Source organism: Amycolatopsis sp. NPDC048633 (genome assembly GCF_040650695.1).
Lineage (GTDB): Bacteria > Actinomycetota > Actinomycetes > Mycobacteriales > Pseudonocardiaceae > Amycolatopsis.
On record NZ_JBEZHS010000046.1, the window covers coordinates 57,266 to 71,282 of the forward strand.

Sequence of the window (14,017 nt, forward strand, 5' to 3'; positions counted from 1 at the left end):
CGGGGTCAGCCGAACCGCCACAGGTGGTCCGGAGACCCGTTGTCCGCCCATTGGGTGACCTGCGCGCCGTCCGCCGTGGACTGCTGGTCGACGGCCAGGACCTTGCCGCTGCGGACGTTGACGATCTTCGACCAGCCGCCGCCGGCGTCGGTGATCCGCCAGTTGTGGTCGGGGGTGCCGTTGTCCTGGAACTGCTGCACGTGGGCGCCGTCGTCGAGGCTCTGGTCGTGCACGGCCAGGATCTTGCCGCTGTTGCGGTTGACGATCCGGACGGTGCCGTCGCCGTTGTCGACCACCGCCCAGAGGTGGTCGGCGCTGCCGTTGTCCGACCACTGCGTGACCTCGGCGGTGTCGGCCAGGGACATGTCCGACACCGCGAGCACCTTGCCCGACCGCTGGTTCTGGAGCTTCCGCCACACCGTGGCCGACGCCGCCGGGCGCGTCAGCAGCGCCAGGTAGCCACCGACTACCGGGCGGGCTTGGAAGCCGCGCTGGGTGGCGTCGGCGACGACGTACCAGTCGCTGAACGGCACGCGCTGCGGCGTGCTGTTCGCATAGCTGTACACGCCCTCGACCAGGGTGTTCCGGATGTTCGGCTGGTCGGTCAGCCAGGCCGCGGTCCACAGCTCCCAGTCGGCCTTCGTGTAGTTGTTGCGCGGGTCGAGCAGCACGCCGTGGGCGCCCGCGCGGCCCTGGTACCAGGCGGCCTCCTGCGCCGCGACGCCGAGCGGGACCAGGTCGAGCCCGAGCACGCGGTCGGCGAAGCCGTTGTACTTCAGGCTCCACGTGCCGGGCTGGTCGTAGGCGAGCTTGAGGTGCTGGTTCGACGTGTCCTGCGCCAGCGTCACCCACTGGCTGACGTAGCTGCGCGAGGTCGACCGGTACCGCTGGACGTCGGCCGTGGTGCCGGTGGCGCTCGCGACGACGCCCATCGCGCCGACGCCGATGATGCCCTTGAGCGCGAGGTTCGCGCTGTGGGCGATGAAGCCGGTGAAGTCGTCGGTCTGGTTCTGGAAGCCGGGGTCGAGGGTGTTCCCGATCAGGTACTCGGCCCACTGCCGCAGGATCCGGTAGTGGGTGGTGGCGAACGCGCTCGCCTCCGCCGCGGGCAGCCGCTGCACCAGGGCGGCGGCCATGATGAGCAGGTTGGCCGACTCCTCGACCGGCATGCTCTCCTCGTTGCCGTCGTTGTGCCCCGTCGCGTCCGGGTAGTGCGTCCCGAGGTCGTGCTCGGCGAACTGCATCGGCCAGCCGCCGCGCTCGGCGTAGTCGAGCAACGGCTCCAGGATCAGCCGCAGGTAGGCCGGCGACAGGTACAGGTAGGCCGGGAACGCCGGGTACGTGACGTCCACAGTGGACATGTTGCCGTTGGAGGAGATCTCCTTGAGGAAGGCCCACGGCGCGCCACCGCGGTCGACCAGCTCGGTCCCGCCGAACGCCTGGCGCAGCGCGAGGGCGCAGATCCCGGCGTAGTGCTCGCCGGTGGTGCCGCCGCCGGCCGCGGTGACGGCGTCGTCGTGCAGCCGCTGGTCGATCGTGGTCGCGGCGCTCAGCGCGCTCGCGTAGTCGTTGGCGAACCAGACCGCCATGTCCTGCCAGCTGCCCCAGTAGTGCGTCCACCAGGGGCGCAGCTCGGTGCCGAGGTAGCGGACGGCGGGCGTCCGGACGTGCCCGATCGAGAGCGTGAACGGCGCCGAGGTGCCGCCGGCGGCGATCGTGCCGAGGTTCTTGTTGAAAGCCAGTACCGGCCAGCGGTCGTTGATCGCGCGCGGCTGCGCGGTGTCGCTGGTGTTCGGCAGGCCGCCCTGGCCGGCCGAGGCGGCGCGCACGACGGTGTCCTGCCCGATCTGCCAGCTGACACCGGACGTCGGCGCGGCGAGCACGAGCTGTCCCCAGCTCGCCTGGTCGCCGTTTTCCTGCAGGACGCCCGGGCTCGCCGGGGTGCAGCTGAGCAGCGTGTAGCCGCCTGACTGCTGCTGCATCCAGGTGACCGGGGTCGCGGTGTTGCCGTGCACCCACTCGGCGGAGGTGTCGAAGTGCAGGTCGACGGCGTGCGCGCGGCCGTCGGCGCTGGTGGCCTGGACGGTCACGTAGCCGAAGGGCACGCTCTGGCGCTGCAGGTTCGCCGGGTCGACCGGCGAGAAGAACGTGACGGTCAGGTTCACCCCGCCGCCGTTGAGGACGTACGTCGAGCGCGTGCCGGTGACCTGCAGGCTGACCTGTGTCATCGGCGTGAGCGCGGGCCCGGACGGCAGCGCCGGCGACCCGGCGAAGACGTACGCGACGCCGTCGATGCGGGCGAGGCCGCACAGGGCAGTGGTGTGCCCGGTCCAGAAGCTCGCCCAGGTGCCGGGGAGGTTGTCGGCGGGCTGCCAGGTGGACAGGTACGGCGAGCGGACGAGGAGCGGAGTGGCCGGCGGCCGGATCGGGCTGAAGGTGCCCGCGGCAGCGGCCGTCCCGGGCAGCCAGAGCGCGGCGGCGACGGCGGCGGCCGTGCCCCCGGCGAGCCGGAGCAGGTCCCGGCGGGTGAGGTGATCGCGTTCTCGGGAGGACATCGGTGGCCCCTTCCACGGCGTGCGAGCCGGAGCGACGAACAGCGCAGGACCACTTTTACATCGTTGGTACAACGTTGTAAATCCGCCGTTGGCCGGGGGTGGTGATTCTTTTGCGGACCACTGGACGCGCAGGTCCGGTGCAGGTTTCCGGTGTGAGATTCAGGCGGCGCCCGCCCGGGTCTTCGGTCCGGGATGTCTTGAATGCGTCATTCACGGCGCCGGAAGTCCTGGCTGACTTCTTCGAGACAGCCCGAAACGTCCGCGACGCGGCCGACTCACGCCCGCCGATGCGGGAGGATCGGTGCCATGCACGCCGACCTCGTCTTCACCCGCGGCCCCGTGCTCACCCCCGGCGGCCGGGCCGGGTTCGCGGCCGTCCGCGGCGATCGGGTCATCGCCACCGGCGACGATCCGGGACCGCTGATCGGCCCGCGCACCGAGGTCGTCGACCTCGGCGGCCGCCTGCTGCTGCCCGGCTTCCAGGACGCGCACGTGCACGCCGTCGGCGGCGGGATCGAGCTCGGCCGCTGCGACCTCACCGGCGCCGGCACCATCGTGAGCTGTCTCGACGCCGTCTCCGCGTACGCCAGGGCGAACCCCCGGCTCGAGTGGCTCACCGGCAGCGGCTGGTCGATGGACACCTTCGCGGGCGGTCTCCCCCACCGGCGGCTGCTCGACGCCGTCGTCCGGGAAAGACCGGTCGTCCTGGTCAACCGCGACCACCACGGCGCCTGGCTGAACAGCGCCGCGCTCGCCCGCGCCGGGATCACCGCGAGCACGCCCGACCCGCCCGACGGCCGCATCGAGCGCGACGCCGAGGGCGCCACCGGCGTCCTGCAGGAAGGCGCGATGGACCTCGTCACCCGGTTGCTGCCGCCGGTCACCGAGGTCGACAAGCTGGCCGGGCTGCTGCGGGCGCAGCGGCTGCTGCATTCGCTGGGCGTCACCGCCTGGCAGGACCCGCTGCTCGGCGAGTACGGCGGCATGCCCGACCCGTCGAGCGCGTACGCCACCGCGGCCGAACGCGGCCTGCTGACCGCCCGCGTGACGGGCGCGCTCTGGTGGGACCGCACCCGCGGCGCCGAGCAGCTGCCGGACCTGATGGAGCGCCGGGAGTCGTTGCGCGGCAGCGGTTTCCGCGCCGGCACCGTCAAGATCATGCTGGACGGCGTCGCCGAGAACCACACCGCGGCGCTGCTCGGCCCCTACCTGCGCACCGGCCACAGTGGACTGAGCTTCGTCGACCCGGTGGCGCTGCGCGAGCACGTGACGCTCCTCGACGCGCACGGCTTCCAGGTGCACTTCCACGCGCTCGGCGACCGCGCGGTGCGGGACGCGCTCGACGCCGTCGAAGCCGCCCGCGCCGCGAACGGCGTGACGGACCACCGGCACCACCTCGCACACCTGCAGGTGGTGCACCCCGACGACGTCCCGCGGTTCCGGCAGCTCGGCGCGACCGCGACGATCCAGCCGCTGTGGGCCGTGCACGAGCCGCAGATGGACGAGCTGACCATCCCCTTCCTCGGCGACGAACGGGCGTCGTGGCAGTACCCGTTCGGCGCCCTGCTGCGGGCCGGGGCCACCCTGGCCGCCGGCAGCGACTGGCCGATGAGCAGCCCCGACCCGCTGCAGGGCATCCACGTGGCGGTGAACCGGATCCCCTACGGCGAGGACGTCCCCGCGTTCCTGCCGGAGCAGCGGATCGGCCTCGCCGCGGCGATCGCCGCGTACACGCAGGGCTCCGCCCACGTGAACCACCTCGACGACACGGGCGAGATCCGGCCCGGCCACCGCGCCGACCTCGTGGTGCTCGACCGCGACCCCTTCGCGGGCCCCGACCGTGAGATCGGGGCCGCGAAGGTCGCGATGACGTTCACCGGGGGTCGGTGCGTCCACGAGCCATGACGGCCGGCTCCGGCTCGACGCTCACCCGCGGGCGCAGGGGCAGGTTGTCCAGCCCCTCGACGTCGAGCACCAGGAACCAGTGCGCGTTGGCCGGGATGTGGATCTTGAACATCGGTGCGGTGGCCACCCCGCCGTGCATCCGGTAGTACTGCCGGCGCCGGTAGGCCTGGAGGTTGACTTCCGTCAGCAGCCTGACGTTGGCCATCGCCTCCAGCCGGATGGTGACCACCGCGTCTCTTCGCAGCTTTCCGAGATCGAACACAGTCGCTTCCATTTCGCCCCTCTTGACGCGTGGATTGCCGATCAGTGCGGTGTCGCGGGCAGCGCGGATCGCGCCGCGGAACCGCGACGGGAGGAAGATCGGGGCGGGGTCAGCCGGGGCCGGTGCCGGGTTCGCAGGCCCGCCAGAGCGGGACGAACTCCCCGTGCGGCCACCTGACCGACTGGGTGGCGTGGGACCCGAGGCCGGGGGTGAGGAAGGCCGGCGGGATGGTGGAGGCGGTCCCGCAGGCGGCGTCGGCCGGAGCGGGCGACCGCGGTGCCGGGGCGTTCCCCGGGGCGCGGACCGGCTGCGACGCGGCGGAGTGGTGCGTGGTCCGCGGCTGGGCGGCGACGGGCTCGGCGGCACTCGGGCTCGGCCGGTCGTAGGTCAGGTCTCGTGCGGTCATCCGCGCGGTGCCGTGGAGTGCGCTCGGGGTGGCTTCCTGGTGCGGTTGCGCGACTTTCGCCTGGCGGGCCGGGGTGCGGACGACCGGTTCGGTCTCGCGGTCCGGCGGGGCGACGTCTTCGTCCGCCGGCGCGACGATCGGCTGGACCACGGGCTCGAGGACAGTTTGCACCACGCGAGGCACGGGCTCGATCGCCCGCACGACGTCAGAGAGCGATCCGACGGTACGCACCACGGGCTCGACGACGGGCAGGACGGCCCGCACCACCTGCGAGACCGGCTCGGCCACCGGCGCGGCAGCGCGCACGACCCGCGAGAGCGGCCCGGCTATCGGGGCAACGGCTCCCGCAACGGGCTCGACAACCGGAACGGTGGCCCGCACGACATCCGACACCGGCGAGGCGACGGTGCGCACCGCTTGCGAGATCGGCTCGAGCGCAGGTGCCGCGGATCGCACCACGTCCGAGACCGGCTCGACCACCGGCGCGGCCCCACGCACCAGGTCCGACACCGGCTCGACGGGCGGGGTAGCGGAACCAACCGCCTGCGGCACCGGATCGACGACGGGCACAGCGGAACGCACCACGTGCGACACGGACTGGGCCACGGATCGCACCACCCGCTCAACCATGGGCTCGGCACCCTGTACCGCCTTCGACACCGGCTCGACGACCGGCGCAGCGGCGCGTACCACGGGTTCAACGGCGGGAGGGGTGAATCGCACTACGCGCGATTTCGGCTCAACCGCCGGCGCGGCGGATCGCACCGCCCGCGAAACCGGCTCTCCCACCGGCGAAACCGGCTCACCAGCCACCACCCCGGAGCGAGCCGCACTCTTCGGCGCCTGGCTCGCCGCCCCACCCGGCGACTGGCCTCCGACGACGCCGACCACCGGGTCGGTGATCGGGTTCACCTCGCGGGTCGCCGCCTGGGCGTCGCCTGACAGGAACCAGGCCACCAACCAGAAACCCGCCACCGCGCCGGCCGAGATCAGCACTCGCCGGGCGGCGCTCGTCGCGCCACCCTCGTCGCGAGCCCTGGTCACGGTCGGCGAACCTCCGGAATGCGAGAAGTAGATCTGTGACGTACCCTCCAACGCCCGGCCCCACACGCGCGCTACCTGCCGCCGGTCGCTACCACTCGACCGGCCTAGTTCTTTGGTGTCAGCGAACCTGAGTCACGCCGCCACTTGGCCGAGGCCGATCCCCCAGCCGCCGCCGCGCCGAAATCAGGCTTCCGGTGAACGCCGATGCTCGGACAGCGCACCCAGAGCGAGGACGCCGTGCTTGAGCCCCTCGCGGAACGTCGCGCGCCGGCCCGGGCTCAGGTCGGCGAGCAGCGCGTCCTCCACCTCCGCGACGGCCGGCGCGCAGTCCGCCAGCAGCCGGTGCCCGGTTTCGGTGAGGCCGGCCAGCAGCACGCGGCGGTTGTCCGGCTTGGGGGTCCGCGCGATCAGCCCGCGCTTCTCCAGCGTCAGTACCATCTCGTGCATGGTCTGCGGGCGCAGGAACGACCGCCGCGCCAGCTGCGCCGACGACAGCGCGCCGCTGGCTTCGAGCACCGTCAGCGCGGTGTACTGCAGCGTCGTGAGCCCGAGCGGCCGCAGCGCGTCGTCGAGCAGCGCCCTGATCACCAGCTCGAGCCGCTTGACCAGGTAGAGAGTCAGCGGCGAGCCGGCCGGCTGCTGCTCCGCGGAGGTGCTCACGCCGCTCATCATGACACGCGCCCGCGACTATGCTCCGATCATGGACCTCGGTCGGCAGACGCGCGTGCGGCAGGCGTTCGACACCTTCTTCGGCCCACCGGAACCGCCGTCCGAGACGCTCGTCCTGGACCTCTTCCGCCGGACCGCGGAAACCGTGCCCGCGTACCGGAAGTTCCTGCGGGAGCACGGGATCGACGCCGGCGCCGTCACCACCATGGCGGACTTCCGCAAGCTGCCGCTGCTCGACAAAGCCGGCTATCACCGGAAGTACCCGCTGCCCGAGCTGTGCCGTGGCGGCACGTTCGCGGGCAACGACATGATCGCCGTCTCGTCCGGCTCCAGCGGCCGGCCGACGATCTGGCCGCGCGCGCTCGAAGACGAGCTGCACGTCGCCCGCCGGTTCGAAACGGTCCTGGTGGACGCCTTCGAGGCCGACCGGCGCAGCACCCTCGCCGTCGTCTGCTTCCCGCTCGGCACCTGGGTGGGCGGCCTGTTCACCACGGCGTGCGTGCGCCACCTCGCGGCCAAGGGCTGCCCGATCACCGTCGTGGCGCCGGGCAACAACAAAGCGGAGATCCTGCGCGTGCTCCCCGAGCTCGCGCCGCACTTCGAGCAGGTGGTGCTGCTGGGCTACCCGCCGTTCGTCAAGGACGTCGTCGACACCGGCCTCGCCGAAGGCGTCGACTGGCCGGCGTACGCGATCAAGCTCGTGCTGGCGGGCGAAGTCTTCAGCGAGCAGTGGCGCGAGCTGGTGGGTCGGCGCGCCGGGGTCGCCGACCCGGTCCGGGACATCGCGTCGCTGTACGGCACGGCCGACGCGGGCGTCCTCGGCACCGAAACCCCGCTGTCGGCGGGCATCCGCCGATTCCTCGCCGGCCACCCGGACCTGGCCCGCGAGGTCTTCGGCGACGCACGCCTCCCGACGCTCGTGCAGTACGACCCGGCGAGCCGCTTCTTCGAGGAGCACGAGGGCACGCTCGTCTTCACCGGCGACGGCGGCATCCCGTTGATCCGCTACCACATCGCCGACGACGGCGGGCTCCTGCCGCACGCCGGGCTGCTGGACTTCTGCGCCCGCCACGGCTTCACGCCGCCGCCCGGGCCGGAGCTGCCGTTCGTGTACGTGTTCGGCCGGTCGCTGTTCACGGTGTCGTTCTTCGGCGCGAACGTCTACCCGGAGAACGTCACGGTCGGCCTGGAGCAGCCCGGCATCAGCGAAACGGTGACGGGCAAGTTCGTCATCGAGTCGGTGGAGGACGCCGACCGCGACCGCCGGCTGCGGATCACGGTCGAGACGGCGCCGGGCGCGACGGCCGACGCCGCCGGGATCGCGGCGGCCGTGCGCGACCAGCTGCGACGGCTCAACAGCGAGTTCGCGCACTACGTCCCGGCCGAGCGGCAGCTGCCCGACGTCGTCCCGCGCCCGGCCGGCGATCCCGAGTACTTCCCGGTCGGGGTGAAGCACCGCTACACGCGGCAGTCCTAGGTCCGCCGCTCGGAGGCGCGGAGGACGCGCTCGGTCGGGTCCGGCGCGGCCGGGTCGCGCACGCGGCCGGTGATCAGGAAGCCCGGGAGCTCCGGCGCGTGCTCTTCGGCCAGCCGGAACGTCCCCCCGCGCGCGTCGGGGTCCCACCCGAGCGCCAGCGCGTGCTCGACCAGCCGCCGGATGTCGCCGGACGCCGGGTAGGAACCGTCGGTCGCGGCCGGGGTCCACCCCACGCTCGTCGCCTTCGAGAGCAGGTCGGCCTCCAGCGCGCAGCTGTTCTTGCCCGCGCCCCAGACTCGCACCCGCACGCACCGGTGGAGATCGGCGCCGTCGCCCGGCACGGAGCCGATCGTCGCTCGCCAGGAGTAGTCCCGGTCGCCGGCGCGCAGCCGCCGCAGCCTCGTTCGCACGGGGATCAGGCTAGGCCCGGACCAGCTTGCGGAACCGCTCGCGCCGTTCGTCGGCGGACGAGCCGTCCGCGATGTCGTCGTCGAACCACGAGCACAGCGCGGCCCACAGCTCCGCACGAGCGCCGAAATCCTCTTCCGCCACCAAGGGATGCTCGAGCTCCGCGATGTCGGCGGCCAGCCGGTCCAGCCGCTGGTCGCACTGGCGGACGTACTCCCGGACCACGATGTTCACGTCCAGGCCGGTCTTCACGCGCCGCCCGGCGGCGCCGCGCAGCTGGGCGTGCAGGCGTTCCTCGCAGTACAGCGGGAATCCCGTGATCGACCCCGGGTAGCCCGAGTCGGCCGACCACGCGCGGAACGCGCAGATCGCCTGGTAGCGCGTGTACCAGTCCTGCTTGCCGGTCGCGAGCTCGGCCAGCTTGCGCCAGGCGTCGCGGTCGGCCGAACGCCAGCGGTCGAGCGTCCGGCCGTCCGGGGCCGGCCCGGTGTCGAGGACCCGGGCGCGCCAGAAGTGCGCGCGGCAGCCGGCGATCTCCCCGACGAGCTGCCGGACGTAGCTGACCTGTTCCCAGACGTGGGCGCGCTGCGGCCGCAGCGGCGCGGCGCGGTCCGGGGAGAACGTGACCATCTCGAAGACCCGGAACAGCTCGTGGCCGCGCAGCGCGACGAGGTCGGGGTCCTCCCCCATCACCCACGACCGGCGCTCGGGCAGCCGGCCGCTGTGGCTGATCGTCGCGGCGTGGTACAGCTCGCGGACCGCGCGGCGGGCCACTTCGTCGCGCGCTTCACCGACGAGACGCGGGTTGCGGGCGCGGTCGCGCAGGTCGCGTTCGCCGCGCGGGCCGACTTCGAGCATCGCGACGGCGTACACGCTCGCCGCGTTGTAGCACTCCTCCCACGACTTGCGGGAGCCCGCGGCTTCGACGGTGTCGTCGAGCGCCCGCGGGTCCGGCGGCCAGCGCCGGTCCGGGCAGACGTCGGCCAGCCGGATCCGGCTGCCCGGGTACGCGACCGCGGGCGCCGGGACCGCGCCGGTCACCGGCTCGACGTCGGCCATCGCGCGCCGCACCACCGTCCAGACCAGGGACAGGTCGAGCGCGCGGTTCGTCAGCTGGTGCCAGGTGCCACGCCAGCGCCGCCAGAACCGGCGGTAGTCCGCGATGAGCCGTTCGATCTCGTACTGCGACAGGGCGCCCAAGTACGAGCGCATCTCGGCGGCCCGCTGGTTGTACTCGGCCAGCTGCGCCGGCGTCGCCTCCTGGACGACGATTTCGTCGGCCGGGACCCGCAGCACGCGCCGGTGCAGCTCGAGCCGCTTCTCCGGCGGGATCGCATACGGCCGCACCCGCACGTCGAGCTCGACGTAACGGCGGAAACGCAGCTCCAGCGCCACTCGCAGCTCCGCGCGGCGCAGCGCCCGCGCGTCACCGGGCGCGCCCGCCGTCGTGCGCCGCACCCACCAGGAGCCGGCCACGGAGTCACCGTGGCCGAGGACGAGCGCGTGCCGGTAGCGGGCGATCAGCAACGCGACGGCGCGCCCGCGGCCCGCGTGGCGGGGCTGGCGCGCGAAGTCCGGGCCGATCCACCAGCGCGCCAGCTTCGGGTGGCCCCGGCTGCACAAGGTGATCACGTCGTCGTACGTGGCGAGCGCGTCGAGGTGCAGGTCGAGCTGCTCCTGCAGGGCGGCGATCTCGAGTCTGATGTAGACGTTCGACGGGTCGAGGCTCACCGCGCGGTAGTACTCGGCGAGGGCTTCGTCGTAGCGGCGGTGGATGATGAAGTGGTTGGCGCGCTGGTAGGCGTCGAACAGCTCGTACGGGATCTTCGCGCCCCGCCAGGCGGCCCAGTGGATGTTGGTGCGGACGTACGCGCTGCGCGGGATGACGAGCGCGGCCACGGCGTTCGCCGCGCGGTGCAGCACGCGCGGCCAGTTCTCGTCCTCGATCACCAGCGGGCTGGCCGCGAACCGCGGGACGCGGACGAGCTCCAGGATCAGCTGGTAGCGGCCGGTCGCGTTGCCCGGCCGGACGGTGCCGGTCACCGTGAACGCGGCGGGCGGCTGGGCGAGCCGGACCAGTTTGGTGGCGGCCTTCCACCAGCCTTCCGCGGAATCGCCGGCGTGCTCGACGATCTGGATGAAGTCGTAGGAGCTCCCCGCCCCCGGCACCGGGGTCGGCGTGTAGAGCCGGGACTCGTTGAGGATCCGCTTGAACGCGGCGGTCAGCTCGACGGCGGAGTCGATCTCGCGGTCGTGGCTGCCTTCCGGGCGCTCGTCGGCGAAGAGGCGGATGTCGATCTGGTTGGCCCGGAAGGCGGCGGCTTCCAGCCGGGCCCGGCCGACGAAGTACAGCGTCAGCACCGCGGAGATGATCACCACGGACGTCTGCAGCACGGTCCAGGTGATGACGCTCGCGACCTTCGGGTCGCGGACGAACGTCCAGCCCTGGAAGAACGGCAGGTACGGCACGACGGCGAAGCCGGCCGCGACGAGCCCGGCCGTCACCGCCGCGAGCCACCACCTGATCCGGTGAGCCGCCGGAAGTTCAGCCTGATCGAAGCCGCCGTGACGTCGCCCGGGCACCGTCGATCACCCCCTCGTGTCGCCAGGTTACTCGCGGAGGGGGTGTGATTCGTTACGGCCCGTGATCCGCGAGCTCGGCGATCACCCGGGCGTGGCACAGCTGCGGGACGCACCAGCACCCGAGCCGCTTTCCCCGCAGGTCTGGCAGGAGCGCGACGGTGGTGGGCGTGCGCGCTCCTCCCTCGCCGCCCAGCCGGGCGGCCCGGGGCGCGACCGCCCGGTGAGCCCGGGGAACACCCGGTGGTCGACCTAGTGCATATGCACTATGCTGGGGGTTCACGGTTGAGCCGACAGCCGCTGCCGCACGTTCCGCGCCCAGGCCGGCAGGCTGCCTCGACCGGCATCTTCCGACCTCCGCGGCCCGGCCCCCGCTGCCCGACGAAAGGGTGTGCCCGCGATGGTTCCGGAACCTCGCTCGGCCGACCACGAACTCACGCCCGGCCGGATCGACGCTGGCGGGCACATGTTCCTGCGCGTGTCGCGCCCCACCCCACGCACCGTCCTCGTCCGGGTGACCGGCGAAGTCGATCTGAGCACCGCGCGCAGGCTCGACGAAGTCCTGCGCTCACGCATCCGCGGCGCGGTCGGGGAAGTCGTCATCGACCTCTCCGGGGTCACGTTCTTCTCCGTCGCCGGGCTGAACTCGATGCTGCGCGCCCAGCTCCTCGCCGACTCCGCCGGGGCGCGCCTGACGGTGGACCCCGGCGGGTCGCGCGCCGTGAAACGGCTGTTCATGTTGCTGCCGATGGACTTCTACGGCGTGATGAGCCCCCGGCCGGTCGGCTGACCGCTCACGACGGCGGCCGCCCCAGCCGCCGGACGGCCTCGACGATCTTCGCGTTCGGCACGCCCTTCACCAGGTACTCGGTGACGCCGGCCGCGGCGAGCCCGGCCATCGAGGCCCGGTCGGCGTAGGCCGAGAAGGCCAGGATCGCGGTGTCCGGGCTGCACCGGGCGATCTCGCGGGCCGCCCGGGCCCCGCCGCCGCCCGGCATCCGGACGTCGAGGACCGCGACCGCGGGCCGGTGGTGCTCGGCGAGCCGGATCGCCTCGTCGGCGTCGCCGGCGACCGCGACGACGGCGATGTCGGGCTCCTCGTCGAGCACCTCCTTGAGGACGGCGCGGATCATCTCGTCGTCGTCGGAGATCAGCACCCGCACCTCGGTCACGGTTCGAGCCCCGCCGCGTCGGGCAGCATCGGCAGCCAGAACTCGACGGCCGTGCCGCGCCCGGGCGCACTCGTCACCGACAGCCAGCCGTTCGCCGCGTCGGCCCGTTCGTGCATCTCGACCAGGCCGAAGTGGCCCGCGCCGGCCTCGTCCCCCGCCGTGCCGACGCCGTCGTCGGCGATCCGCACGAACGTCCCGTTGTCCACAGTGGACAGACTGAGGTCGACCCGGGTGGCGCGGGCGTGCTTGTGGACGTTGGAAAGCGCCTCCTGGCAGATCCGGTACACGGTGATCGCGGCGGCCGGCGACGGCTCGGCGGTGAGCTCGTCCCGCAGCGAGTGCGCCAGCCCCCACCGGCCCGTGACCTCGTCGACGTAGCCGGAGACGGCCTCCACCAGGCCTTGCCGGTCGAGCTCCGGCGGCCGCAGCCGGGACACCAGGCCCCGCAGCCTGCCGATGGCTGCCCGCACCGACTCGTCGAGCCCGGCGACGGTGCTCGCGTGCGGCTCCTCCAGCCGGGCGGCGAGCAGCTGCAGGCGCATGCCGACGGCGACCATGGACTGGATGGACTCGTCGTGGACGTCCCAGGCGATCCGGCGCCGTTCGACCTCCTGCGCGTCGACGAGGTGGCCGACGAGCCGGCGGCGTTCGCGCAGGGCCTGCTCGGCGTTGCGGCGCTCGGTCATGTCGCGGGTGACCTTCCCGAAGCCCCGGAGCCGGCGCCGCTCGTCGAACAACGCCGTGATCACGACGTTCGCCCAGAACCGCGAACCGTCCTTGCGGACCCGCCAGCCCTCGTCCTCCAGACGCCCCTCTTCGACGGCGATCTCCAGCTCCCGCACGGGCTTGCCCGCCGCCACGTCCTCCAGCGGGTAGAACACCGAAAAGTGCTGACCGATGATCTCGTCCGCCGACCACCCCTTGATGCGCTCGGCCCCGGCGTTCCAGCTCGAGATGTACCCGCCCTGGTCCAGGGTGAAGATCCCGTAGTCCTGGACGTTCTGCACCAGGAGCCGGAACCGCTCTTCGCTGGCGCGCAACGCTTCCTCGGCGTCGCGGCGTTCCGTCATGTCGCGGGTGACCTTCCCGAAGCCCCGGAGCCGGCGGGATTCGCCGAACAACGCCGTGATCACGACGTTCGCCCAGAACCGCGAACCGTCCTTGCGGACCCGCCAGCCCTCGTCCTCCAACCGGCCCTCTTCGGCCGCGATCTCCAGCTCCCGCGCCGGCTTGCCCGCCGCCACGTCCTCCAGCGGGTAGAACACCGAAAAGTGCTGACCGATGATCTCCTCCGCCGACCAGCCCTTGATCCGTTCCGCACCGGCGTTCCAGCTCGAGATGTACCCGTCTTCGTCCAGCATGAAGATCCCGTAGTCCTGCACGCTCTGCACCAGCAGCCGGAACGGCTCGTCGCGCCCGCGGGCCCGGCGGCGCCCAACGGCGGTGGCGTCGCCGGGCGCAACCTGGTCCTCAACGTCTACGCGTACCAACAGGCTTTCGCCGGGCAGGAGTACAGCCTCGGCTCGGCGATCGGAGTCG

The 14,017-nt window shown here is 72.7% G+C and carries 12 protein-coding genes and 1 pseudogene; 4 read left to right on the plus strand and 9 right to left on the minus strand.

Annotation, left to right across the window (positions count from 1 at the left end; all coding sequences use genetic code 11):
- Window positions 1–5: 5 nt before the first annotated feature.
- On the minus strand, window positions 6–2,555 hold the full coding sequence (locus tag AB0C38_RS44625) for a DUF5127 domain-containing protein (protein ID WP_360685962.1): 2,550 nt from the start codon (window positions 2,553–2,555) through the stop codon (window positions 6–8).
- Between the two features lie 306 nt (window positions 2,556–2,861).
- Between AB0C38_RS44625 and AB0C38_RS44630 the strand changes: the two genes are divergently transcribed.
- Complete coding sequence (locus tag AB0C38_RS44630; RefSeq protein ID WP_360685965.1) at window positions 2,862–4,460, plus strand: amidohydrolase; 1,599 nt, start codon at window positions 2,862–2,864, stop codon at window positions 4,458–4,460.
- Here AB0C38_RS44630 and AB0C38_RS44635 read toward each other — a convergent pair.
- The 3 genes from AB0C38_RS44635 to AB0C38_RS44645 form a co-directional block, all read right to left on the minus strand.
- On the minus strand, window positions 4,429–4,734 hold the full coding sequence (locus tag AB0C38_RS44635; RefSeq protein ID WP_360685968.1) for a DUF1883 domain-containing protein: 306 nt from the start codon (window positions 4,732–4,734) through the stop codon (window positions 4,429–4,431). The genes AB0C38_RS44630 and AB0C38_RS44635 overlap by 32 nt on opposite strands.
- A 97-nt stretch (window positions 4,735–4,831) precedes the next feature.
- Window positions 4,832–6,124: a hypothetical protein gene (locus AB0C38_RS44640; protein ID WP_360685971.1), complete on the minus strand. Its 1,293-nt coding sequence runs from the start codon at window positions 6,122–6,124 to the stop codon at window positions 4,832–4,834.
- A gap of 231 nt (window positions 6,125–6,355) precedes the next feature.
- A complete protein-coding gene (locus AB0C38_RS44645) occupies window positions 6,356–6,844 on the minus strand; it encodes a MarR family transcriptional regulator (protein WP_360685974.1) in 489 nt (162 codons plus the stop codon).
- A 28-nt stretch (window positions 6,845–6,872) separates the two neighbouring features.
- Here AB0C38_RS44645 and AB0C38_RS44650 point away from each other — a divergent pair, with 28 nt between their 5' ends.
- The gene (locus tag AB0C38_RS44650) at window positions 6,873–8,318 is read left to right on the plus strand and encodes a phenylacetate--CoA ligase family protein (protein ID WP_360685977.1); all 1,446 of its coding nucleotides are present in this window, start codon (window positions 6,873–6,875) and stop codon (window positions 8,316–8,318) included.
- On the opposite strand, the gene AB0C38_RS44655 is transcribed toward AB0C38_RS44650, so the two are convergent.
- The 3 genes from AB0C38_RS44655 to AB0C38_RS44665 form a co-directional block, all read right to left on the minus strand.
- The gene (locus tag AB0C38_RS44655) at window positions 8,315–8,728 is read right to left on the minus strand and encodes a hypothetical protein (protein ID WP_360685980.1); all 414 of its coding nucleotides are present in this window, start codon (window positions 8,726–8,728) and stop codon (window positions 8,315–8,317) included. The genes AB0C38_RS44650 and AB0C38_RS44655 overlap by 4 nt on opposite strands.
- A gap of 10 nt (window positions 8,729–8,738) precedes the next feature.
- The gene (locus AB0C38_RS44660) at window positions 8,739–11,231 is read right to left on the minus strand and encodes a hypothetical protein (RefSeq protein ID WP_360685983.1); all 2,493 of its coding nucleotides are present in this window, start codon (window positions 11,229–11,231) and stop codon (window positions 8,739–8,741) included.
- Between the two features lie 130 nt (window positions 11,232–11,361).
- A complete protein-coding gene (locus tag AB0C38_RS44665; protein ID WP_360685986.1) occupies window positions 11,362–11,772 on the minus strand; it encodes a DUF4326 domain-containing protein in 411 nt (136 codons plus the stop codon).
- On the opposite strand from AB0C38_RS44665, the gene AB0C38_RS44670 reads away from it, so the two are divergent.
- Window positions 11,707–12,096 carry an STAS domain-containing protein gene (locus AB0C38_RS44670; protein ID WP_360685989.1) on the plus strand — a complete coding sequence of 130 codons (390 nt, stop codon included), beginning with the start codon at window positions 11,707–11,709 and terminating at the stop codon, window positions 12,094–12,096. The two genes, AB0C38_RS44665 and AB0C38_RS44670, sit on opposite strands and share 66 nt — an antisense overlap.
- Before the next feature lie 4 nt (window positions 12,097–12,100).
- On the opposite strand, the gene AB0C38_RS44675 is transcribed toward AB0C38_RS44670, so the two are convergent.
- Both AB0C38_RS44675 and AB0C38_RS44680 read right to left on the minus strand, forming a co-directional pair.
- A complete protein-coding gene (locus AB0C38_RS44675; RefSeq protein ID WP_360685991.1) occupies window positions 12,101–12,478 on the minus strand; it encodes a response regulator transcription factor in 378 nt (125 codons plus the stop codon).
- The gene (locus tag AB0C38_RS44680; RefSeq protein WP_360685994.1) at window positions 12,475–13,839 is read right to left on the minus strand and encodes a PAS domain-containing sensor histidine kinase; all 1,365 of its coding nucleotides are present in this window, start codon (window positions 13,837–13,839) and stop codon (window positions 12,475–12,477) included. Before AB0C38_RS44680 ends, AB0C38_RS44675 begins: the two co-directional genes overlap by 4 nt.
- Window positions 13,840–13,914: 75 nt before the next feature.
- On the opposite strand from AB0C38_RS44680, the pseudogene AB0C38_RS44685 reads away from it, so the two are divergent.
- Window positions 13,915–14,017, plus strand: a pseudogene (locus tag AB0C38_RS44685) (sugar ABC transporter permease); the annotation flags it as partial.

Bases quoted from the DNA above. Each gene is read 5' to 3' on its own strand.
- AB0C38_RS44630 (WP_360685965.1), top strand. From the start codon at position 2,862: ATGCACGCCGACCTCGTCTTCACCCGCGGCCCCGTGCTCACCCCCGGC.
- AB0C38_RS44650 (WP_360685977.1), top strand. From the start codon at position 6,873: ATGGACCTCGGTCGGCAGACGCGCGTGCGGCAGGCGTTCGACACCTTC.
- AB0C38_RS44625 (WP_360685962.1), bottom strand. From the start codon at position 2,555: ATGTCCTCCCGAGAACGCGATCACCTCACCCGCCGGGACCTGCTCCGG.
- AB0C38_RS44635 (WP_360685968.1), bottom strand. From the start codon at position 4,734: ATGGAAGCGACTGTGTTCGATCTCGGAAAGCTGCGAAGAGACGCGGTG.
- AB0C38_RS44645 (WP_360685974.1), bottom strand. From the start codon at position 6,844: ATGATGAGCGGCGTGAGCACCTCCGCGGAGCAGCAGCCGGCCGGCTCG.
- AB0C38_RS44680 (WP_360685994.1), bottom strand. From the start codon at position 13,839: ATGCTGGACGAAGACGGGTACATCTCGAGCTGGAACGCCGGTGCGGAA.
- AB0C38_RS44670 (WP_360685989.1), top strand. From the start codon at position 11,707: ATGGTTCCGGAACCTCGCTCGGCCGACCACGAACTCACGCCCGGCCGG.